Below are 22,156 nucleotides of genomic sequence, written 5' to 3'. Positions count from 1 at the left end.
ACCCCGCCGTGCAGGTGGCCAGCGGTTACAATCACGCCACCTGCATGGAGAGAAGATGAAACCGACCTGGACGCTGTGCCTTCTGGCGCTGGCCCTGCCGCCAGCGATGGCAACCGACATTGCCTCGCCGTCCGGCGGATGGAACCGCTCGGGCCTGGTGGACAAGAGCGGGCAAGCCACCGTGGCCTATCCGAATTCCCCGATCGACCGTGGCGCCCAGAGCAAGCGCAGCATGATCAAGGGACGTATTGCGGCGGCTGGCGGCAAGCGCGCGCCGCACCAGCTGGTGGTCAACGGCAATCCGCTGCGCCTGATGACCGACGAGCAGGGCCACTACGCGCGCCCCTACCTGTTCGGCGCGGGCTCGAACAGCGTCGAAGTCAAGTCGCCAGAGGGCAAGTCGCTGCGGCGCGTGCAGTTCTATGAAACCAACTCGGGCCGCCCCCTGCCCGGCCTGCGCGTGATCTGCGCCTGGGACGACACCGAAGCCGAAATCGACCTGCACATCGTCACGCCCGATGGCCAGCATGCCTACTTCGGCCACCCGGTGCTGACCAACGGCGGCGGCCTGGATGTGGACAGCGTGGACGGCCCCGGTCCCGAGATGTACACCATGACCGCGCCCTTGCGCGGTAACTATCATGTGTACATCAATTACTGGGGCAAGCTGGGCGCGAACGGCTACCACTTCGACGAATCGAAGCGCCAGATGGACATGATCACCGCGCGCGTGACCCTGGTGTACAACGAAAACACCCCACGCGAAAAACGCGAAGAGTTCGTGGTACCGATGCGCAGCATCGGTGAATTGACGCTGGTTAAGTCGTTCGCCTTCTGAGACCTGGCCTGCCCTATACTCGCAGTTTCTTTACCTAAGACAATCATTTATGTGGAAACGCGCGTATCAGCGCTGGACCGGTGCGTTCGGCGAAGCAATTGCCTGCCTGGGCATGGCCATGCGCGACGCGCGCCACGCCGGCCTGTGGTGGCGCGCGGCGCTGTGGTGCCCGGTGCCGACCCTTATCTGGCTCTGGCTGTTTTACCAAAACAGCGCCTTTTTTATCAAACTGGCAAGCCGAGCCAGCATGTTCGCGATGTTCGGCGGACTGACCCTGATGGACGGTGGCCTTGGCATGGGCGGCGGTGGCGGCGGGCAAGGCAAAATCATGGTCGACATCACGCGTTGGGTGCGCGACCTGGTCAAATTCATCATGGACCTCGGATTATTCCTGCAGTTTCTTGTGGTCGCACTGGCCATGGCGGGCTTCTTCTATGCGCTGCTGTTCGCATTCGCCAACCTGACCACGGCCTGCCTGCCCCTGCGCTGGCTTTTCCTGCGGCGCGCCCAGCGGGTCGCCCAGGTCCGCTATGCCGGATGGCAGCCGAGGCCCTTGCCCGCTCTGCCGCCCCGCAGCGCCTGGCAATGGACGAGCAAGGTGCTCAAGCACCTGCTGTCCCTGATCGTTCCCGGCTGGTCGCTGTACGTGGTGGTGCGCTTCGTGCTCGAATGTAACGTGGGGCTGATGTACTTTCTTGCCGCCGAGGGCGTGCTCGATGCGCAGCAGCGGCGCGCGCTGATGCACGCCCAGCGCCCCGCCATCACCATGCTGGGGCTGATGCTGTGCGTGCTGATGCTCATTCCATTCATCAACCTGCTGATCCCGGCGCTGCTGTGCAGCAGCGTCTGCCACTTGCAGCGGCGCGGGTGGATCGATCCCACCCAAGCGCCGCCAACGCTTACCGCTTGATTTCAGTGCCCAGCAACACCAGGAACTGGGCCAGCCATTGCGGATGGGCGGGCCACGCGGGCGCGGTGACGAAATTGCCGTCCGTTACAGCCTGGTCGACCTCGATCTGGGCATACTCGCCGCCGGCCATGCGCACTTCTGGCGAGCAGGCTGGATAGGCCGAAATGCGCTTGCCCCGAATCACGTCGGCGGCCGCCAGCAATTGCGCGCCGTGGCAGACGGCGGCGATCGGCTTGTTGGCCTGCGCAAACTCGCGCACCAGGTCGATTACACGCTGGTCCAGGCGCAGGTATTCGGGGGCGCGCCCGCCGGCGATCATCAGGGCGTCGTAATTGCCGGCCCTGGCGTCATCGAAGCTGGCGTTGAGCGCGAACAGGTGGCCCGGTTTTTCGGTGTAGGTCTGGTCGCCTTCGAAATCGTGGATCGCGGTCTTGATCTTGTCGCCGGCCTGCTTGCCCGGACAGACGGCGTGCACCGTGTGCCCCACCATCTGCAGCGCCTGGAACGGCACCATGGTTTCGTAATCTTCCGCAAAATCTCCCGTCAGAAACAAAATCTTCTTTCCGGCCATGCTTTTCTCCTTGGTGGGGGGTGAGATGATTCCTTGCCAGTTGAATAATACGCTGGAATCGGCCATCGGCGCTGCCCGTCAGGTGCACTGCCACAGATAGCCGATGGTCCGGCACGGCTGGCACTGGAACACGTAGCAGATTCCGCCGCTGCCCCACAGCCAGGATTCGTCCTCGTCCGTGGTGGGCAACTCCGAGTCGAGCTGCATGGCGAAATGCATGGTGCGCGCGCAGGTCGGGCAATCGGGATACTCGGGCGACTGGACCCAGACCGGCGCGCCGCCGACGCGGTGCAGGTTTCCGCTTCCCCACTGCTGCCAGGTCCAGCGCGCCGGCGTCGGCGCCAGCCGCACCTCGGTCGCAGCCAGCGCATTGGCGGGGAATCGCGGCGTCACCGTGCCGTGGTGGAGCGGGCTCGGCAGACCATCGTCGCCATGCCGGTAAAACAGCAGGTCGCGCTCCCAGCCCAGGCACGACAGGCACACTTCCAGCGACAGGGTGGCCTCGCCTGACGCCGTGGCGCCAAAAATAGCATGTTCCGGCAGCGTGAGCAGATGATGCAACTGCCCGGCGCATAGCCCGCAGACGGTGCTGCCGGCGCCGCCGAAGCGGTGCAAGGACCCATCGTCGGGCAAGGTCCAGGTGGGGTGCTGCGCACCCGGTGCCGGATCGGCGCTGCCGCCGTACATATAATTTTCAGGAAAAATCAGATGGGCGCAAGGCGCGCCATACAGGCGCTGCCCCGGTCCGTCGTGATCGACGCCGCGCAGGTACAGGGAAAACGGGTATGTCAACGCCAGGGTGGCATGTGCGTGGGCCGCGATCGCCAAGGCGTCGGGGCGGCGCGTTTCGACGAGGCACTCGAATGCCTTGCGGCGCGCTTCCGCGTCGCCCGATACCAGTTTTTCATTCAGGAATGCGACGTCTTCTTCCTGCGCCGCGCGCCACGGCCTGTTTTCCGCTGTCCAGCCACGGTTCGGTGCCAGTTCGAACAGGCGGCCAAGCTGAGGTTGCAGCGCAGGGCCGATCTGCAGGCTCGCTTCCTGCAGTACCTCGTCGCATATCTCGCGCATGGCTGGCGACGGTTGCTGTTCGAGGGCGTCCAGGGCGCGCACAGCCAGGCGGGCAAAGGCCGTCGCCGGTATCACACACAGCACCTCCTCGATCATGTTGCTGGCGCCGCGTGGCAAGCTCAGCAGCGTAACGTCGGCGAGCGCGTCGAGCTCCTCGGCTGAGGCGTCGCGCAGGAACTTCTGCAACTGCGCATGTCTGGCTGCATAATCACCTGCCTTGAAGGCCTGGATCAGGTCGAGGGCGCGCAAGCGGTTCGCGTTGGGGTGCGCATCGTCGGTCATCGTGGTTCTCCATCGTTATCTGCGGTTCAAGCCATACGGTCAAGCCATGCCTGCTGCCGCGATCATACGCGTCAATCCGCATGGCCGCGGCAAGCGGCGCCACATGAAGCAAACTGCTACAGTAAAATACGATATTCAATCCACAGCGAGAATCCCATGACCCATCCAGTGACGTCGCCAACCAGCGACAAGCTCTCCCCAAGCGAACTCGCGGCGTACGCCGACCGCGTGTGGGATGAAGAAATCGTTCCGGCCCTGGTCAGTTACATCGCCGTGCCGGCCAAAAGCCCCGCTTTCGATGCCAACTGGGAAGCCAACGGCTACCTCGACCGGGTCGTGCGCGATGCCGAGGAGTGGATCAAGAGCAAGAAAATCCCCGGCCTGAAACTCGAAATACTGCGCGCGCCGGGCCGCTCGCCCGTGATCTTCTTCGAAGTGCCCGCCACCAAGGCGGACTCGAACGACACCATTCTGATTTACGGCCACCTCGACAAGCAGCCCGAATTCGACGGCTGGCGCGGCGACCTGGGGCCATGGACGCCCAAATACGAAAACGGCAAGCTGTACGGACGCGGCGGGGCCGACGACGGCTACGCAGTGTATGCCTCGCTGACCGCCGTCATGGCGCTCGACCGCCAGAACATTCCGCGCCCGCGCTGCGTGGGCCTGATCGAAACCTGCGAAGAAAGCGGCTCCTACGACCTGCCGCCCTATCTCGACATGCTGGGCGAGCGCCTGGGCCAGGTGTCGCTGGTGGTGTGCCTGGACTCGGGCGCGGGCAACTACGACCAGCTGTGGCTGACCACCTCGCTGCGCGGCATGGTCTCGGGCACGCTCAAGGTCGACGTGCTGACCGAAGGCATCCACTCGGGCGCGCATTCCGGCGTGGTGCCGTCGAGTTTCCGCATCCTGCGCCACCTGCTCGACCGCCTGGAAGACGCCAAGACCGGGCGTCTGCTGCCGGAAAGCTTCCATTGCGAGATTCCGCACGTGCGCATCGAGGAAGCGAAAGCCACCGCCGCCATCCTGAAAGAAGAAGTCTACAAGCGCATGCCGTGGGCCTGCGGCGCCGACGGCGGCTCGGTGCTGCCGGTGACGACCGACCCGCTCGAAGCAATCCTCAACCGCACCTGGCGCCCGACCCTGTCGGTGGTGGGCGCGGAAGGGTTTCCGGAGTTCGCCAATGCCGGCAACGTGCTGCGGCCCTACTCCGCCTTTAAACTGTCGCTGCGCATTCCGCCTCTGCTCGACGGCAACGCAGCCGCGCTGCAACTCAAGACCCTGCTGGAAGATAACGCGCCCTACAATGCGCGCGTCACCTTCGTGCCCGATGGCACGCCGGGTTCGTACGGCGCCAGCGGCTGGAATACGCCGGAACTGAGCCCGTGGCTGTCGAACGCGGTGAACGCCGCCAGCGAAAGCCACTTCGGCACGCCGGTCGGCTATCTGGGTGAAGGCGGCACCATTCCGCTGATGGGTTTGCTGCAAAAGAGCTTCCCGAAAGCGCAGATGATGGTGTGCGGCGTACTCGGTCCGAAAAGCAATGCGCACGGTCCGAACGAGTTCCTGCATGTGCCCTACGGTAAGCGCCTGACGGCGGCCGTGGCGCAGGTGATCGCGGCGCACCCGTAACCCCGGTGGCGCGCCGGCGCTGGGCGGGCGCGCCTTGTTTCCCATAACAAACAAGGATTTTGCATGCCATCTGACGACCATTTGCCGCTTGAGAATTTGAATGACCTCGATGACAGCTGGACCATTGCCGAAGGCACCCACGGCGACGGCCCGATGCTGGTCAGGATCAACACCTCGGCCAAGCGCTGGGCCGGGCATCCGGAGCTCGGCATCCGCGTCGGCTTCGCGATTCCGCTGAATCATCCGAACCCGGGCGGCTTGCCAGACGCGGAAGAAAACCGCGTCGTGGGCGAGCTGGAAGACCGCATCCGCGAACTGCTTCAAGCCGGCGGGCCGGTGGTTCACGCACTGGCGATCACGACTGGCACGTTCAAGGAATTCGTGTTCTACCTCAAGAACGGCGAATGCATCGGACCGGTTCACGAACAGCTGCGCGCCGAGGTGAGCTCGCACCAGATCCAGTGCATGGCCTATCGCGACCCGGAGTGGGACGTGTACGCGTCGTTTTCGACCGAGTAGGCGCCGCCCCGCCGAGAAGACGGTTGATCATTGTTTGCTCCTGATTGTCGAACAAGAGAAAACAGCGCAACCGGCACGCCATGGCGACGCTCCGGCCAGGCCGCGACTTTTCATGTCAGACGAGCTGCGTGCGCGCTTGAATCGGCGTTATCGCAGAACTGGGATGGAATGATCCTTCCATCGGCGCTCCAGCGTTGTCGTCCAGGGCCAGCTCGGCGCTGATTTTCTGCGCGAGCTGCGGCATGTCGGGGCGAATCGCTTCGATCAGTTCGCTCAGGGACGAACCGCATCCAAAGATCAGCACGTCGCCCGGGCTGCACATGCGCAGCGCGAACCGGATCGCTTCATGCGCGTCCAGCCTGCAATGGAGCCGGCCCGGCTCGGGCGACGCGCTCGCGGCGCCTTCCGAAATCAGGCGCGCCGTTTCGCCGGCCGGCCGCCCGCGGCTTTCGGACTCGTAGACCACCACCGTGTCGAAGCCCGCCGCGCAGACCTGGCCGATCTCGCGCAGGTCGCGGTCGCGCCGGTCGCCTGGCGCCGACACCACGCCCACGATCTGGCCCGCCGCCATGCCGCGCGCCATCTCGGACAAGGCGCCGTAGGCCGCGCAGTTATGCGCGAAGTCGACCACCACCTGCACCCCGCCAATATCGAACACGTTCGAGCGCAAGGGATTGTTCTTGCCGTCCGAGACAAAGCTCGACAGGCCGGCCACGATGGCGTCGTTGCCGAAGCCGGCGGCGGCCAGCGCGGCGGCGGCCGCGAGCGCGTTGGCCACGTTGTAGCGCGCCACGCCGTTCATCGATACCGGCATCGCGCGTTCGTCGAGCAGGCGCTGTTCGGCGCCGCCGCTGGCCAGCACCACGCAGCGCTGGCGCAGGAACACCGCGCGCCCGCCGTCGGCCAAATGCTGGCGCAACACCGGGTGGCCGGCGTCGAGCGAAAAATACAGGATCTCGACCCCGGGCGCGAGGCGGCGCGCCATGTCCACGCACAGCGGGTCGTGCGCGTTGAGCACCACGGCGCGCGAGGCGCTGCGGGCCACTACTTCCTTGACCATGGCCAGTTCTTCCAGCGTGTCCACGCCGTCCAGGCCCAGGTGGTCGGCCGACACATTGAGCACCACGCTCACGTCGCAGCGGTCGAACGCCAGGCCGCGCTTGAGGATGCCGCCGCGCGCCGATTCGAGCACCGCCAGGTCGACATCGGGCGCGCTGAGCAGCGAAAGAGCCGAATGGTAGCCCGTGCAGTCGCCTTCCATGGTCAGCTCGCCGTTAATGTACACGCCTTCGGTGGTGGTCATGCCGGTGGACAAACCGGTCAGGCGTGCGGCGTGTTCGATCAGGCGCGTGGTCGTGGTCTTGCCGTTGGTGCCGGTGACGGCGATCAAGGGAATGCGCCCGTCGCCGGCGCCGAACATCGATTCGACGATGGCGTCGCCGGCGTCGCGCGGCGTGCCGGCCGACGGATACTGGTGCATGCGGATGCCGGGCGCGGCATTGACTTCGATGATGCCGCCACCCTGCGCGGCCAACGGCCGGGAAATGTCGTCGCACACGATGTCGATGCCGGCCACGTCCAGGCCAATGGTTTTGGCGGCGCGGATGCAGATCTGCACGGTGGAGCGCGGCAGCAGGTCGGTTACGTCTTCGGCGGTGCCGCCGGTCGACAGATTGGCGTTGCCGCGCAGTTCGACCACGCTGCCGGCGGCAGGCACCGAGCCGGCATCCATACCCTGCTTGCGCAATACGTCCAGGGCGATGTCGTCGAGCGGGATTTTGGTCAGAATGTTGGTGTGGCCCTCGCCGCGCGCCGGACTGCTGTTTTCCATGTCGACCAGCTGGCCGACGGTCGAGACGCCATCGCCGGTGACGTGCGGCGGCCGCCGCCACGAAGCAGCGGCAACCTTGTTGCCGGTGACCAGCACGCGGTAGTCGCGTCCCGTCAGGAAGCGTTCCACGATCACGCTGCGCCCATGTTCACGGGCATGCGCGAACGCCGTGCGCACTTCATCGTCCGTGCCGCAGCGGGTGGTGACGCCCTTGCCCTGGTTGGCGTCGAGCGGCTTGACCGTGACCGGGCCGCCGATGCGGCCGGCCACGCGCACGGCCTCCTCGACCGTGCGCACGGTCTCGCCTTCCGGCACCGGCAGGCCGGCCTGCTCAAGCAGGGTCTTGGTCAGTTGCTTGTCGCTGGCGATATCGACGGCGATGTAACCGGTGCTGCCGGTGACGGTCGCCTGCAAGCGCTTCTGGCGGCTGCCCCAGCCAAGCTGGAACAGGTTGGCGGTGTCCGTCATGCGGATCAGCGGAATGCCGCGCCGCCGGGCCGCGGCCAGCACCGCGCCGGTGCTGGTGCCGATGGCGCAGTCGGCCACGGTGTCCTTCAGTTCGGCCAGGGCGGCTTGCACGTCCAGATTGGTCTGATTGACCAGCGCATCGAGCAGGCGCAGGGCCAGGTCCAGGGCCTGCGAAGCGACGCGCTCGAACTGGTAGCTGCACACCACGCGGCATTGGCCGGGATCCTTGCGCACGGCGCGCTTTTCCACGCTGCCGACCTCGCTGCCGGCCAGGCTTTGAAGCTCCACGGTCAGGTGTCCGAGCAGCTCGCCCAGATCGCCCTCGGCCAACTCACTGCGGGGGCGCAGCGACGGCAGCAGTGACGCCAGGCGCTCGTGCAGGCCGGCAATGGCGGCCGGCTCGACGCCGGCCAGCGGCCCCGGATCGACCAGGGTCAGCATGCAAGGGGTGTCGGCAAACAGGTTGGGGCCGCGCAGGAAGCGTTGGCGCTCGATGGTCATCATGGTGGTTCTCGTTGTTATGGTTGAGTAATGGCGTCGAAAAAATCTTGAAAAGTCGGGGGTATGCGGGTGTCGCGGCCGGCATCGGCATCGGCATCGGCATCGAAACAGGTTCCGGCCGGCAGCAGGTGCAGGCGCACGTCGATCAGCCGGGGTACCTCGCCGTGGTCGAGCGTATCGATATTGCTGATCATGTTCAGGCCGTCGACCAGGGTCACCGCGCCGTCGCCGATCACTTCGATCCCCCGGCCGGGACTGATCAACAGCGCGGTGTCTTCGTCGAGCCCGATACCGTACAGGTCGGGACGCTCGGCGATGATCGACAGCAGGCGCGGCAGACGTTTGCGCTGGGCGAAATGCTGGTCGAAAACGATGCGTTCGACCAGGCCCAGGCCGGCGCCTAGGCGAATCGCGCCCTTTTCCGGCTCCAGCTCGGCTTTGCCTTCGGCCAGCATGAAGCGCGACATGGCGGAAGCCCCGGCGCTGGTGCCGGCAATGCAGGCGCCTCGGGCGTACGCGGCGGCAATCTCGCTGTGGACAGGCGTGCCGCCGGTCATCTGGAGCAGGCGCTTCTGGTCGCCGCCGGTCATGAAGATGCCTTTCGCTTCGCGGATGCGCGCGAGCAGTTTTTCGCTGGCGGCTTCCTTGGGGGAGTCAAGGTGTACATGCGAAAGACGCGTCACGTTCAGTTCGGCGAAGGCGGCGCGGTACATGGCGAAGACCTCGTCGCCGATCGCGCTGGCGGCCGTCATCACGGCGATCGGCTGGTCGGCGCCGCCGCACAGGTCGACGAAGCGGGTGAGCACGCGCATATCGTGCTCGCGGTCTTCGCTGCCGCCGACGATGAGCAGGTGGCCCTGGGCGGCTGCGGCGCGCGACTTATCCATGGCGCACCAGCGCCTGCGGCATCGCTTGATTGCTCAACGCGCCCGCCTCGGTGCGGCTGACCGCAATCAGGCCGATGGCGACGTCGTCCGGGAACAAGCCAATGGCGCGGCGCAGCGCCTCGTCGAGCGCGGTACCGGCGGCAATCCAGTGGTACACCGTGCTGGCCAGCATATGGCGCATGATGTGTTCACCGATGCCGGTAGCGGCCACCGCGCCGTGCGGACCGGCGTAGAAGCCGCTGCCAACGATCGGGGTGTCGCCCACGCGCCCGAGCAGGGAGGGCGCCGAGCCACCGGTGGAGCCGGCCACGGCGAAGTGGCCATCCCGGTCGCGCACCACCGCGCCGACCGTGTCGCAGCCGGTCTTGCCGGCAAAGGCCGGCGAACAAGCGTAGTTCCAGAAGGTGGCAAAATCCTTGTTGTCGACACCGGGCATGGCCTGGTCATCGCCGGCGAGCTGGTCGAGCATCTTTTGATGCGCGCGCCGCGCCTTGGCGCTGGCCTCGTGGTAATGCGCGTGGCCCATGGCCCGCGCGAAGCGCTCGGCACCCTCCCCGCCCAGCAGGCAGTGCGGCGTGCGGGCCACGTCGCGCGCGACCAGCACCGGGTTCCTGACCGCCCGCAGTCCGGCCACGGCGCCGAGGCGGCCGCGGGTGTCCATCACGCAGGCGTCCATCTCGATGGTGGTCCCGTCCAGGCCCAGCGCGGCCCCAGTGCCGGCATTGAAGCGGCCGTCGTTTTCCATGGAAAGGACGGCCGCGATGGCGGCGTCAAGTGCGTCGCCCTCCTGCTCGAGTTGCACGCGCGCGGCCTGCACCGCCTGGGCACAGCCGTCGTCGAGATCGCGTCCGGCACCAGCGCCACCGTGAACCACGATGGCGCTGGCGGAGTCAATTGCATTCATGGCGTCCTTGGTCATTGGTTAATGTTCATCTGTTGAGCATTATGCAAATGACAAACGGCTGAGCGAAGTGGACGATGACGCGTGCGCGTGTAAGAAATTTCCCACAGGCTATCTGGTCAGCATGAGGTCGCGCCAACCCGGGGCGCTTGCGGGTACGCCGCTCAGGCGGGATGCTCGCGGTCGGCGCCGATGCGCAAGCGCGTATCGGCCAGGTACTCGTGCGGCGGAATCTCCAGGTTGACGGGCGCCGGGACGTTCCTGAACACGCGTCCGGCCAGATCGAAACGCGAACCGTGGCAGGGGCAGTAAAAGCCGCCGGTCCAGTCGCCGCCCAGGTCGGCGGGCGCCACCTCGGGGCGGTACACGGGAACGCAGCCGAGATGGGTGCAAATGCCGGTCGCGACCAGGAAGGCCGGGCGGATTGAGCGCGTGGCGTTGCGGGCGTAGGGCGGCTGCTGGGCGTGCCGCGAGCGCGGATCGGCCAGGCGCGCATCATCCTCGCGCAGCTGGGCGATCATGCGCTCGGTCCGGTGCAGTATCCACACCGGCCGGCCGCGCCACTCGGTGGTGAGCAGCGTACCGGGCGCGATCTGGCCGATATCGACCTCGGCCGGCGCACCGGCGGCCCGCGCCGCCTTGCTCGGCGCGAGGCTGCGCAGGAAGGGAATGGCGGCGCCAGCGAGCACCACGCCGCCGCTTGCGCCGGTCGCCCGCAGCAGCCATTTCCGGCGCAGCGGATTAGCAGGATCGTCATCGAGCATCGACTCTCCTTCGTTGCGGCGATTCATGCCGGCTTGCGCAGGCTTATTTCAGCCAGGCGCCGAGCTGTTGCCTGATCCGGTCGAACCAGCCGACGCCCGACTTGCCGCCCGCCGTTTTCTTTTCGAGTTCATCGATCTGCTGATACATCGGCTTGTAATCCTTTTTGTCGCCGTAGCCGAGCAATTCGGCGATCCGCAACTGGTCGCGCGCGGCCGCGATGCTCTGCGCCAGCTTGAGGTTGTCTTCCTTGCTGCGGTTGGCCTTCTCCGACAGCGCCTGGGCCGCCTTGATCTGCTCTTCCGCGCGCAGCTTGGGCAAGGGCACGATGTCGGTCGTGACCACCAGCGTACCGAGCATGGTGCGCAGCGCGGTCTTCGCTTCCTCGGTCTTGCCGGCGTCGATGAGCGGCGTAATCGCCTTGATCGCGTCCGGAAAGGTTTCAAGCGGAATATTGAGCGTGCGGAACTCGACTTCGCTCGCCAGGCCCTGCATCAGCTGGCGCGCCTTTTGCACTTCGCCGTCGCGCAGGCGGTCGCGCACTTCTTTCACGGCGGCCTTGATGGTGTCGTCCTTCGCCAGCAGATCATGCGTGACCACATCGGTGCGCACCGGCGCGAGCGCCAGCCTGGGACTGCGCGCCAGGATCAGCTCGAGCGTGCCGGTGGCCGATGCCAGCGCCGAGAGCGCATCGCGGGTGCGCTTTTCGTCGAGCGCCTTGAGCGCCTGTTCGGTTTCGGCGATGGCCGCCTGGGCTTCAGCCACCAGTTCGCGCTGCTTTTGCTGGGCCGCGTCGGCGGTGCGCTTGTCTACCTGCGGCTGCACCGACTGGCTGGCCGGCGGCTGCGGCTCGGGCTTTTTGGGCGGTGCCTGGTTGGCGGCGTACATATAAAAAGGAATTAACAGCCCCGCGACCAGCGTTGAAGCGCGCAAGGCAGTACGGTTGTGCGAGTTCATTCTGTTCTCCTGTTCCGGCATCATCGGCGAAGCGGCGGCTTGCCGTCTCTGGTCTACATTGGACCGCGACAGCGCCCGGCGGTTCCGGCCCCGCGCAATGTATTTTTGGCAAACGCGTGTATAAAATGGTGCAGGCGTCCGCACCGCAACCCTATCTAGTAAGGCAGGCAATGAAGCGTTTCGAGTTTGACGATGGCAGCTCCAGCAAGTTCTGGGAAATCGAACAGGATGGTTGCGATGTGCATGTCCGTTACGGCAAAATCGGCACGGCCGGGCAAGCCCAGACCAAGACCCACGCCGATGCCACCAAGGCAGGCACCGCGATGGAGAAGCTGGTCCGCGAAAAGACCGGCAAAGGGTACGTCGAGGCCGGCGCGGGAATGCCTGTCGTCTCAGCGGCGCCAGCCAGCATCGCGCCGGAGGGCGCCGGCCTGCTGGCCGGACCGCAGCGGCAGTTGAGCGTGCAAGCCGAGCTGGCGGACCCCGCCGACCTGCCGCCGGTGCTGGTCAATCCACCCTGGCTGGCCGCCGCCAGGCCGGCCCACGCGGTGCTGACCCTTGCGCCGCTGGCGCTGCCCGAACGCGAACAATGGCAGCCGGGCTGCCGCGCAGCGTGGCTCGCGCTCGACGACGACTTCGCCAAGCAGCTCGACGCTGCCCGCAGCGACCCACTGGCGCTGGCGTGGCTGTCCGGGTTTCGCGACAGTCCGCAGCGCGAACAGATTGCCGCCTTGCTGGGCGGCGCCGATAGCGATCGCCTGATCGCGCTGGCGCGCGAGCACCGCAGCATCCCGACCCGCTACATGCTCGATGGGCGCGGCATCGCCAACCTGCCCGCGCCGCTCGGCCTGGCCCTGTGGAACGCGCTCGGGTGCGACGACGTGAGCAACCCGGGCTATGCCGTGGCGCGCTTCGGCCTGGACGCCCTGCCCTCCGTGGTGACGCTGTGCCGCGCTTCGCCGTACGGTGCCCTGGGGCTCGCACTGCCCTTCGGCGCGGTGGTGCTGGCGCAGCCGATGGCGCGCAGCTTCGCCAGCAAAAATAGATGGGCGCGCGAGAACGCCCGGGAATGGCTGCTGGCGCACCCGGAGCACGCCGCCTGCGGCTTGATCTGCGTGGCGGTCGGCAAAACCTGCCCGGCGCGCGCACACGCCATCGTCACGCTGCGCATGCTCGCGCACGAAGGCCAGTGCGCGTTGCTGCTCGAAGTCGCCGCGCGCTATCCGCAAGCGGACGTGGCGGCGGCGCTGGCCGACCTGCTCGACCCGTACCAGCTGTTCCCGGCCAAACCAAGCGCCTTTCCAGGCTTCTGGCAACCCGCCGGATGGCGCCGGCCGCTGCTGGCGCACAACGGCAAGGCGCTGCCCGACAGCGCGATCGAACAACTTGGCTGCATGCTGCGTTTTCCAAGCGACGATGGCGTGTACGCCGGCATCGCCGACGTCAAGAAAGCCTGCACGGCGCAGTCGCTGGCTGACTTTGCGTGGGATATTTTCCTGGCGTGGGTGGGCGCCGGCGGCCCGCCCAAGGAAGGCTGGGGGATGGGCGCGCTCGGCCTGATCGGCAATGACGACAGTGCGCGCAAGCTAACTCCTTATCTGCGCGGCTGGCCCGGGGAGAGTCAGCACCAGCGCGCCGTGGCCGGGCTGGACGTGCTGGCCGCCATCGGCAGCGACACCGCGCTGACGCTCCTGAACGGCATTGCGCAGAAGGTCAAGTTCAAGGCCTTGCAGGATCGCGCGCGCGAGAAAATCGCGCAGATCGCCGACGCCCGCGGCCTCGGCGTGGAAGAACTGGAAGACCGCCTCGCGCCCGACCTGGGACTGGACGACGACGGCACGCTGCTGCTCGACTTCGGGCCGCGCCAGTTCCGCGTCGGCTTCGACGAAGCGCTTAAACCGTTCGTGCGCGACGGCGCCAAGCTGCGCCTGGCGGACTTGCCGAAGCCGAACAAGGCCGACCACAAGGACCTGTCGGCGGCGGCGGTGGAGCGCTTCAAGGCGCTCAAGAAGGATGCGCGTACCATCGCCACCCAGCAGGTGCGCCGCCTGGAAGCGGCCATGTGCGCGCAGCGGCGCTGGAGCATGGAGGTGTTCGGGCAGTGCCTGGCCGGGCATCCGCTAGTGCGCCATCTGGTGCAGCGGCTGGTGTGGGGCGTGTACGGGAGCGAGGCGAATCTGCTGGCGTGCTTCCGGGTCGCTGTCGATGGCGGCTGGACCGATGCGGCCGATGCGCCGTTCGCGCTGCCCGAGGGTGATGGACTGCGCATCGGCATTGTGCATGCGCTGGACGTGGCTGCGGCCGATGCGGCGGCGTTCGGCCAGCTGTTCGCGGACTATGAACTGGTGCAGCCGTTCGCGCAGATCGGGCGCGATGTGTATATGGCCAGCGCGGCCGATCTTGCGGCCGGCAGCTTCGAGCGCTGGGTTGGCGTGGTGGTGCCGAGCGGCCGCGTTCTGGCGCTGGAAAACCAGGGCTGGCGGCGCGGCCGCGCGTGGGATGGCGGCGCGATCTGGAATGTCAACAAGCCGCTCGGCGGTGGACGCGCGGCCCAGCTGGATCTGAGTCCGGGATTGATGGCGAATAATCCGGAGGAATTTGCGGAGCAGAGGCTTGGCAGGCTGATTGTGGGGGCGACGGACCGGCACGGGGAAGTGCCGGTTGCGGCCAGTCTGGCCACGCTCGATGCCATCGCCATCAGTGAATTGATACGCGACATGGGCAGGCTGCATTCCTGACGAACCCCGAGCCCGGCCAAGGCCCGGGGCTCGTACGGTCATTGCGTGACAGCGCGTGCGGTGACTGTTCCACTAAAAATCGAGGAACTGTACAGGTAAGCGAACCAGCACCCCAGGCCATCGGCTCCGATTTGCAACAACTGGAGATACCCGCGTGCAGCAGCGCCGTTGAGAGAACGGAAAGCCTGGTCCCATTCGCACCGAAATTGTAGTGCGAAATAGGCGAAGGCGAAGACCAGTACTACCCCCGGTACGCCCGAGTTGCTCATCCACGATAAAACACGGTTAGTCCATCCTGCTGGAACGCGCGCAATTTGCCGATTTCCGGCTCGACAATCGATACTCAACAAGATACCGCATAGCGTTGGTACGGCAAACGCTGCCAACAGGTGTTCAAGCGCGGCCCTCCATTCAAAACCCAAGGCGTAAGTTATCGTTTCTCGAAAAAAATTCCCTTGGCCGCCACGAAGGTAGAGCGCGAAGAAGATAAGCAGGCAGCAGAACAAAACGGTGTGAAGTTTGCGCATTTGAAAGTAGTCCCATAAAGGTGAGTAAAGTGAGTTGATGACAACAGGTCGGCGATTCTCAGGCTTCGTTGCCCTTGAATTCTTCCGTCCTGTTACATATAGACACCGGCTCTTCAAAAAATGTTCACTTGACGAAAAAATTTATTTATTGTGATTTCACCAACAGCGAATCAGCTTTGAGCGAATCAAAGCGGAAATGAAAAAACCCGCCGAAGCGGGTTTTAGGAATACTGGCGGAGATGGTGAGATTCGAACTCACGATACAGGTTACCCCATATGCGTCCTTAGCAGGGACGTGCCTTCGGCCACTCGGCCACATCTCCATTCTGGCCTACACAGTCTTGCTAAGCCAGAAGACCAAGATCATACCGGATTCCCGCAGCGCCGAACAGGGCCGCAGCGCCCTCCGCAGCGAAAAATTTGCTCTTTTCTCTCTGTAAACCGGCCAACAAATGCAAAAAACCCGCAGCCTCGTAAAGAGAACTGCGGGTTTCTTGTCAGTCCAGGCACAACCTGGACAGGATTCTGGCGGAGATGGTGAGATTCGAACTCACGATACAGGTTACCCCATATGCGTCCTTAGCAGGGACGTGCCTTCGGCCACTCGGCCACATCTCCATTCCGCCCAGTAGTTTCACCAGATCAGAAGACCAAGATCATACCGGCTGGGCGTGGATTTTGCAATGATCCGCGCCCATTTTCCGGAAATATTATTCTTTTTCCAAATCGAAGGCCTTGTGCAGGGCGCGCACGGCCAGTTCCATGTACTTTTCGTCGATCAGCACCGAGATCTTGATCTCCGAGGTCGAGATCATCAGGATGTTGATGCCCTCTTCCGACAAGGTGCGGAACATCTGCGAGGCCACGCCCACGTGGCTGCGCATGCCCACGCCCACGACCGATACTTTCGAGACCTTGGCGTCGCCCACAATATTGGCCGCGCCGATCTCGCCCTTGACGCCTTCGAGCACGCCCATCGCCTTGGCGTACTCGCCGCGCGTGACCGTGAAGGTGAAGTCGGTCTTGCCTTCAACCGACTGGTTCTGGATGATCATGTCGACTTCGATGTTGGCGTCTGCCACCGGTCCCAGGATGTGATACGCCACACCCGGCTTGTCCGGCACGCCCAGGACGGTGATTTTGGCCTCATCGCGGTTGAAGGCGATGCCGGAAATGACGGCTTGTTCCATATTTGTATCTTCCTCAAAGGAAATCAGGGTGCCCGAGTTGGCTTCTTCTTCGAGCGGCATCAGGGGATCGGTCAGCGACGACAGGACGCGCGTTGGCACGCGGTAATTGCCCGCAAATTCGACGGAGCGGCTCTGCAGCACTTTCGAGCCGAGCGAAGCGAGCTCCAGCATTTCTTCAAACGTAATCGTGTTCAGGCGCCGCGCTTCCGACACCACGCGCGGATCGGTCGTGTACACGCCGTCAACGTCGGTGTAGATCAGGCATTCTTCGGCCTTCATCGCCGCCGCGATCGCCACGGCCGAGGTATCCGAACCGCCGCGGCCGAGGGTGGCAATGTTGCCGTTCGCGTCCACGCCCTGGAAACCGGTGATGATCACGATTTTGCCGGCGGCAAGGTCGGCCTTGACCTTGGTGTCGTCGATCGACTCGATGCGCGCCTTGGTAAAGGCCGAGTCGGTCTTGATCGCCACTTGCCAGCCGGCGTACGAGACAGCCGGCTTGCCGATCGCCAGCAAGGCCATCGCCAGCAAGCCCACGGAAACCTGTTCACCGGTGGCGGCAATCATGTCCAGCTCGCGCGGATCAGGCTGTTCCATCAGTTGTTTGGCCAGGCCGATCAGGCGATTGGTTTCGCCCGACATCGCCGACGGCACAACAATGATCTGGTGCCCCGCGTCATGCCACTTGGCGACGCGTGCCGCTACGTTCTTGATGCGGTCGGTCGAGCCCATCGACGTTCCGCCATATTTGTGGACGATTAAAGCCATAAGAGTGAAGTTTCCGCTCGGTTAAATGAAAAAGGAGGGCTTTACTCTACATGCTGCGGTGCAAAAAAACAAGGCAGCCTGTGGACAAATTTATACGTTATTGGTATATAGAAATAACGTTTTCGCATAGTTATCAGGCGTTGCGCGCTTCCCAGCGCAGGCGGATCAAGGGGGCGGAAGCGTCCCCGAAGTGATGGCAATCCATGCCGATCCCCGCAGCGAACAGCAGATCCTTGCCGCTGCTCACGACCGGCAGGCGCTCGCGCTCCCAGGCGGGCACGTTGCAGGCCTGGTAGTGGTATTTGAGCGGGCGCGTGGGGCGGTTGGCCGCCGGTTTCAAGCGCTCGCCACCCTTGCGGAAGTCGATCTGCAAGGCTTGCGCGCGCAGCCAGGCGCTGTCGAAGCCCTGCTCCGCCTGCTCGAAATGCAGTACACCGCCGTAGGCCGGGAACGCCATGCTCGCTTCGCCGTTCCAGGTGAAGCGCTCGCCTTCCTTGACAAACACACCTTCGTCGTCGGGATCGCGCTGGCCGGCCAGGTCGGCCAGCTTGGGCGTGATGTACAAACGGTCGCGGTGGCGCCGGACGTGGCAGTCGGGGTGCGTCACCAGCAGCTGCGCGTCGTGGCGCGCTTCGACCAGCTGGGTCACCATTTCGGTCAGCCACGCGGTCGAGGGCATGCGCAGCGCGCGCAGGCCGAACCAGTAGCGCAGCATGTTGTAGGCGCGGTCCAGGCTCATTGCGCGCAGCTTGGCGACATCGATGCAGTCGTCGACCAGGCAGCCTGCCAGGTCTTGCACGGCCAGTTCGTTCAAAAGGCGCTGGGCCGACTGCGCGTGCGCGGCGCTGCGGGCAAAACGCTCCTGGTAGCCCGGAAAGGCCGTGGCCAGCGCCGGCATCACCTGATGGCGCAAGGCGTTGCGGGCGTAGCGCGGGTGGGTGTTCGATTCGTCTTCGACCCAGGCAAGCGCATAGGCGGCGACATACGCTTCGAGCTGCTGGCGCGAGACCGGCAGCAAGGGGCGCGCCATCACCAGGTCCGGGTTGCCCAGCAGTTCGGGGGCGGCGTTGGCCGCGTCCATGCCCGATAAACCCGCCGTGCCGGAGCCGCGCAGCAGTTGCAGCAGTACGGTTTCGGCCTGGTCGTCGAGATGGTGGGCGGTCAGCATCAGGCGCACGCCATGTTCGCGGCACATGTCGCCCAGGGCCGCGTAGCGCAGCTTGCGGGCGGCCGCTTCCACGCCGGACCTGGATTTTTGCAGCACCACGCGGCGCGCGGCGAAGGTCACGCCGAGCGCCGCGCAGGCCGCTTCGCAATGCGCCAGCCAGGCATCGGCGTTGGGGCTGATGCCGTGGTGGATGTGGAAGGCAAACAGGGGAACATCGTTGGCCGACGCGTACTGCGCCGCCAGGTGCAGCAGGGCCGAGGAATCGAGCCCGCCGCTGTAGGCGATCGCCACGGAGGGACGGTCGCCTTGTCCACGCAACGCGTCAAGCGCCTGCGCAAACTGCGCTGCAAGCGCTGCGTTGGTGGTCTGGTTCACTCTTCGGCCGGGGTCGTTTCTTTGAATTTGCCGTAGCTCATCAACTTGTTGTGACGCGCTTCGAGCAGGTCTTTGGTTTTCATGCCCTGGAACTGGCGCAGGGTGTCGGCCAGCGCGCGCTTGAGCATGACGGCCATGTTCTTCGGATCGCGGTGGGCGCCGCCCAGCGGCTCGTTGATGATCTTGTCGATCAGGCCCATGGCCTTGAGGCGGTGCGCGGTCAGGCCCAGCGCATCGGCGGCGTCGGAGGCGCGCTCGGATGTCTTCCAGAGGATCGAGGCGCAGCCTTCGGGCGAGATCACCGAGTAGGTCGCGTACTGGAGCATGAGAACAGCATCCCCCACGGCAATGGCCAGCGCGCCGCCGGAGCCGCCTTCGCCGATGATGGTGGCGATCAGCGGTACTTTCAGCTCGGCCATGACGTACAGGTTGTGGCCGATGGCTTCGGACTGGCCGCGCTCTTCGGCGTCGATGCCGGGGAACGCACCGGGCGTGTCGACGAAGGTGAAGATCGGCAGGCCGAATTTTTCGGCCAGCTTCATCAGGCGCATGGCCTTGCGGTAGCCTTCCGGCTTGGGCATGCCGAAGTTGCGCAGGGCGCGCTCTTTGGTGTCGCGCCCCTTCTGGTGGCCGATGACCATGCACGACTGGCCGTTGAAGCGGGCCAGGCCGCCGACGATCGACAGGTCGTCCGCGTAGGAGCGGTCGCCGTGCAGTTCGTGGAAGTCGGTAAAGATTTCGTTCACGTAGTCCATGGTGTACGGACGTTGTGGATGGCGCGCAATCTGCGACACCTGCCATGGCGTGAGCTTGGCGTAAATATCTTTGGTCAGTTGCTGGCTCTTCTTGGCCAGGCGGTCGATTTCTTCGGAGATGTCGACAGCCGAATCGTCCTGGACGAAGCGCAGCTCTTCAATTTTGGAATCGAGCTCTGCAATTGGCTGCTCAAAATTGAGGAAAGTTGTTTTAATCATTGTACCTCCGGGTAAATTCTGGCCGCAGCATACCCCACCGCACGGCCGCTACAGGCGCTATTCTACCGGAACCGGATCGAGGCTACGCCACAAATACCACGTAGCGACCGTTCTCCACGGTTCCCAATTGGCCGAGACCTCGCGCGCATCGCTACGGGATACAGGTTCGCCGGAAAAGTAGTTCTGGCTGATGCCCTGGATCAAACCTGGATCGTCGAGCGGCAAGACATTCGGCCGCAGCAGATTAAATATCAGGAACATCTCGGCGGTCCAGCGTCCGATGCCGCGAATCTGCACCAGTTCGGCGATGACGGCTTCGTCATCCATGTCGGCCCACTGGTTGGCGTGCACGCGCTTGGCCTTGAAATGGTCGGCCAGGTCGAGGATGTATTCGGTCTTGCGCTTGGACAGGCCGCAGGCCGACAGTTGCTCGGCGCCAGCCTTGATGACCTGGGCCGGCGTGATCTTGGGACACGCCAGCAACAGCTTGTTCCAGGCGGCGTCAGCGGCCTTGGTGGTGACCTGCTGGCCGACCACCGAACGCGCCAGGGTCGTAAACGGATCGCCGTGGCCGACCAGGTGCAGGTCGCCGAACTGCGGGATCAGTTTTTTCATGATGCGGTCGCGCTTCATGAGTTCGATCTTGGCCTGCTCCCAGTACGCGGGCACATCCAGCGGCGGCGGGGTGGTCGCCGCCGGTTCCTTGGTTGGCGCCATCATGCACGGCGCCAGTTGGTCGTGCCGTCCGGCTTGTCTTCGAGGACAATGCCGGCCGCCAGCAACTCGGCGCGGATGGCGTCGGATTCGGCGAAGTTGCGCGCCTTCTTGGCTTCGCCGCGGCGCGCGATGGCGGCCACGATGGCGGCCTCAATCATGGCGCCCTCTTCCACGCCGCCTTGCAGGAAGGCTTGCGGAGCGCGTTCGAGCAGGCCCAGCACGGCGGCCAGCGCCTTGAACTGGCGCGCCTGGGCGAGCGACTTGCTTTTGTTCAGTTCCGTGACCAGATCGAACAGCACGGCAACCGCGATCGGCGTGTTGAAGTCGTCGTCCATCGCTTCGCGGAAGCGGATGGCGTGGGCTTCGTTCCAGTCGACCTCGACTGCTTCAAGACCGAGTTCGATACCCGACAAGGCCGTGTACAGGCGCGTCAGCGCCGCCTTGGCGTCGTCCAGGTTATCGGTGCCGTAATTGAGCGGACTGCGGTAGTGCCCGCGCAGGATGAAGAAGCGGATCACCTCGGCATCGTACAGCTTGAGCACGTCGCGGATCGTGAAGAAGTTGTTGAGCGACTTGGACATCTTCTCGGCGACCTTGGTCGCTTCGTCGACCACGCGCACGAAGCCGTTGTGGACCCAGTAATTGGCCATCGGATGGCCAAACGCGCCTTCGGACTGGGCGATCTCGTTCTCGTGGTGCGGGAACTGCAGGTCGGCGCCGCCGCCGTGGATGTCGAAATGCTGGCCGAGCGTTGCGCACGACATGGCCGAGCATTCGATATGCCAGCCCGGACGGCCGCTGCCCCAGGTCGAGTCCCATTTGACTTCGTCCGGCTCGGACTCCTTGGAGGCCTTCCAGAGCACGAAGTCGAGCGGATCGCGCTTGCCGGTATTGACGTCGACCCGTTCGCCCGCGCGCAGGTCGTCCAGCGACTTGCCGGACAGCTTGCCGTAGCCGGGGAAATTGCGCACCGCAAAATTGACGTCGCCGTCCTCGGACTTGTAGGCCAGGCCCTTCTGTTCCAGCTGGGCGATGATCGACAGCATCTGCGGCACATACTGGGTCGCGTGCGGCACCACGTCGGGCGGCAGGATGCCGAGCGCGGCGGTGTCTTCGTCCATGTACTTTTCGAAGCGCGAGGTCAGCGAGAAAATCGACTCGCCGTTCTCGACGGCGCGCTTGATGATCTTGTCTTCGATGTCGGTGATGTTGCGCACGTAGGTGACCTGGTAGCCCGACACCTTGAGCCAGCGGTAAATGACGTCGAACGCCATCATCATGCGCGCATGGCCGATATGGCAGTAGTCGTAGATGGTCATCCCGCACACGTACATGCCGACTTTACCTGGCTCGATGGGGGTGAATACCTGCTTTTCACGCGCAAGCGTGTTGTAGATCTTTAATTGGCTCATCAGATTCTTACTCGTTACAGCGCGCGCCGCGCTCGGGCAAAACGACAACCGGGCGCGATCGCCGCGGTGGGCGCGCGCCGGTCAGGCGTGGTTTGCATCGAGATCGTCGGAGCCCTCTGTCTTGTTCTTCTTTGATAGAATGGGACGTTCTGTACAA

The 22,156-nt window shown here is 64.7% G+C and carries 18 protein-coding genes and 2 tRNA genes; 5 read left to right on the top strand and 15 right to left on the bottom strand.

From position 1 onward, the window contains the following. The first annotated feature begins 55 nt into the window (after positions 1-55). The gene (locus F1609_RS04310; RefSeq protein ID WP_167075033.1) at positions 56-838 is read left to right on the top strand and encodes a YfaP family protein; all 783 of its coding nucleotides are present in this window, start codon (positions 56-58) and stop codon (positions 836-838) included. Between the two features lie 118 nt (positions 839-956). Then, on the top strand, positions 957-1,748 hold the full coding sequence (locus F1609_RS04305; RefSeq protein ID WP_167075031.1) for a hypothetical protein: 792 nt from the start codon (positions 957-959) through the stop codon (positions 1,746-1,748). Here the strand turns inward: F1609_RS04305 and F1609_RS04300 are convergent. Together F1609_RS04300 and F1609_RS04295 are read right to left on the bottom strand one after the other, a co-directional pair. Continuing rightward, the gene (locus F1609_RS04300) at positions 1,738-2,319 is read right to left on the bottom strand and encodes a DJ-1/PfpI family protein (protein ID WP_167075029.1); all 582 of its coding nucleotides are present in this window, start codon (positions 2,317-2,319) and stop codon (positions 1,738-1,740) included. The two genes, F1609_RS04305 and F1609_RS04300, sit on opposite strands and share 11 nt — an antisense overlap. A gap of 78 nt (positions 2,320-2,397) precedes the next feature. Then, positions 2,398-3,672 carry a DUF1963 domain-containing protein gene (locus tag F1609_RS04295; protein WP_167075028.1) on the bottom strand — a complete coding sequence of 425 codons (1,275 nt, stop codon included), beginning with the start codon at positions 3,670-3,672 and terminating at the stop codon, positions 2,398-2,400. Positions 3,673-3,828: 156 nt separating this feature from the next. On the opposite strand from F1609_RS04295, the gene F1609_RS04290 reads away from it, so the two are divergent. Continuing rightward, entirely contained in the window at positions 3,829-5,304 is a 1,476-nt protein-coding gene (locus F1609_RS04290) for a M20 family metallopeptidase (protein ID WP_167075025.1), read from the top strand. Positions 5,305-5,367: 63 nt separating this feature from the next. Then, the gene (locus tag F1609_RS04285) at positions 5,368-5,823 is read left to right on the top strand and encodes a DUF695 domain-containing protein (protein ID WP_167075023.1); all 456 of its coding nucleotides are present in this window, start codon (positions 5,368-5,370) and stop codon (positions 5,821-5,823) included. Between the two features lie 115 nt (positions 5,824-5,938). Here the strand turns inward: F1609_RS04285 and cphA are convergent, their stop codons facing one another. The 5 genes from cphA to F1609_RS04260 form a co-directional block, all read right to left on the bottom strand. Further along, the gene (cphA, locus tag F1609_RS04280) at positions 5,939-8,626 is read right to left on the bottom strand and encodes a cyanophycin synthetase (protein ID WP_308609337.1); all 2,688 of its coding nucleotides are present in this window, start codon (positions 8,624-8,626) and stop codon (positions 5,939-5,941) included. A gap of 14 nt (positions 8,627-8,640) precedes the next feature. Beyond that, entirely contained in the window at positions 8,641-9,510 is an 870-nt protein-coding gene (locus F1609_RS04275; RefSeq protein ID WP_167075021.1) for a cyanophycinase, read from the bottom strand. Continuing rightward, positions 9,503-10,414: an isoaspartyl peptidase/L-asparaginase gene (locus F1609_RS04270; RefSeq protein WP_167075019.1), complete on the bottom strand. Its 912-nt coding sequence runs from the start codon at positions 10,412-10,414 to the stop codon at positions 9,503-9,505. Before F1609_RS04270 ends, F1609_RS04275 begins: the two co-directional genes overlap by 8 nt. Positions 10,415-10,575: 161 nt before the next feature. After that, positions 10,576-11,202 (bottom strand): ubiquinol-cytochrome c reductase iron-sulfur subunit, encoded by a 627-nt coding sequence (gene petA / locus F1609_RS04265; protein WP_167075017.1) that lies wholly within the window; start codon positions 11,200-11,202, stop codon positions 10,576-10,578. 16 nt (positions 11,203-11,218) lie between these two features. After that, complete coding sequence (locus F1609_RS04260) at positions 11,219-12,130, bottom strand: YfdX family protein (protein ID WP_167075015.1); 912 nt, start codon at positions 12,128-12,130, stop codon at positions 11,219-11,221. Positions 12,131-12,300: 170 nt separating this feature from the next. Here F1609_RS04260 and F1609_RS04255 point away from each other — a divergent pair, with 170 nt between their 5' ends. Continuing rightward, positions 12,301-14,868, top strand: a complete 2,568-nt coding sequence (locus tag F1609_RS04255) for a WGR and DUF4132 domain-containing protein (protein WP_167075013.1) — start codon at positions 12,301-12,303, stop codon at positions 14,866-14,868. Between the two features lie 38 nt (positions 14,869-14,906). Here the strand turns inward: F1609_RS04255 and F1609_RS04250 are convergent, their stop codons facing one another. The 8 genes from F1609_RS04250 to cysS all read right to left on the bottom strand — a co-directional run bounded on the left by F1609_RS04250 (position 14,907) and on the right by cysS (position 21,999). Continuing rightward, a complete protein-coding gene (locus F1609_RS04250) occupies positions 14,907-15,395 on the bottom strand; it encodes a hypothetical protein (RefSeq protein WP_167075011.1) in 489 nt (162 codons plus the stop codon). 231 nt (positions 15,396-15,626) lie between these two features. Next, positions 15,627-15,718: transfer RNA gene (locus F1609_RS04245), tRNA-Ser, on the bottom strand. A 203-nt stretch (positions 15,719-15,921) separates the two neighbouring features. Further along, positions 15,922-16,013: transfer RNA gene (locus tag F1609_RS04240), tRNA-Ser, on the bottom strand. A 92-nt stretch (positions 16,014-16,105) separates the two neighbouring features. Further along, the gene (locus F1609_RS04235; protein ID WP_167075008.1) at positions 16,106-17,353 is read right to left on the bottom strand and encodes an aspartate kinase; all 1,248 of its coding nucleotides are present in this window, start codon (positions 17,351-17,353) and stop codon (positions 16,106-16,108) included. 133 nt (positions 17,354-17,486) lie between these two features. After that, the gene (gene tilS, locus F1609_RS04230) at positions 17,487-18,896 is read right to left on the bottom strand and encodes a tRNA lysidine(34) synthetase TilS (protein ID WP_167075006.1); all 1,410 of its coding nucleotides are present in this window, start codon (positions 18,894-18,896) and stop codon (positions 17,487-17,489) included. Next, on the bottom strand, positions 18,893-19,870 hold the full coding sequence (locus F1609_RS04225; RefSeq protein WP_126073185.1) for an acetyl-CoA carboxylase carboxyltransferase subunit alpha: 978 nt from the start codon (positions 19,868-19,870) through the stop codon (positions 18,893-18,895). The genes tilS and F1609_RS04225 overlap by 4 nt, the downstream gene beginning before the upstream one ends. 57 nt (positions 19,871-19,927) lie before the next feature. Next, positions 19,928-20,587, bottom strand: coding sequence for a DNA-3-methyladenine glycosylase family protein (locus F1609_RS04220; RefSeq protein WP_167075570.1), 660 nt, complete (start codon positions 20,585-20,587; stop codon positions 19,928-19,930). Continuing rightward, a complete protein-coding gene (gene cysS / locus F1609_RS04215) occupies positions 20,587-21,999 on the bottom strand; it encodes a cysteine--tRNA ligase (RefSeq protein WP_167075004.1) in 1,413 nt (470 codons plus the stop codon). Before cysS ends, F1609_RS04220 begins: the two co-directional genes overlap by 1 nt. Positions 22,000-22,156 lie beyond the last annotated feature (157 nt).

The sequence above is a fragment of the Massilia aquatica genome (assembly GCF_011682045.1).
GTDB classification, from domain to species: domain Bacteria; phylum Pseudomonadota; class Gammaproteobacteria; order Burkholderiales; family Burkholderiaceae_D; genus Telluria_A; species Telluria_A aquatica.
This window is presented reverse-complemented; position numbering and strand designations above follow the sequence as displayed.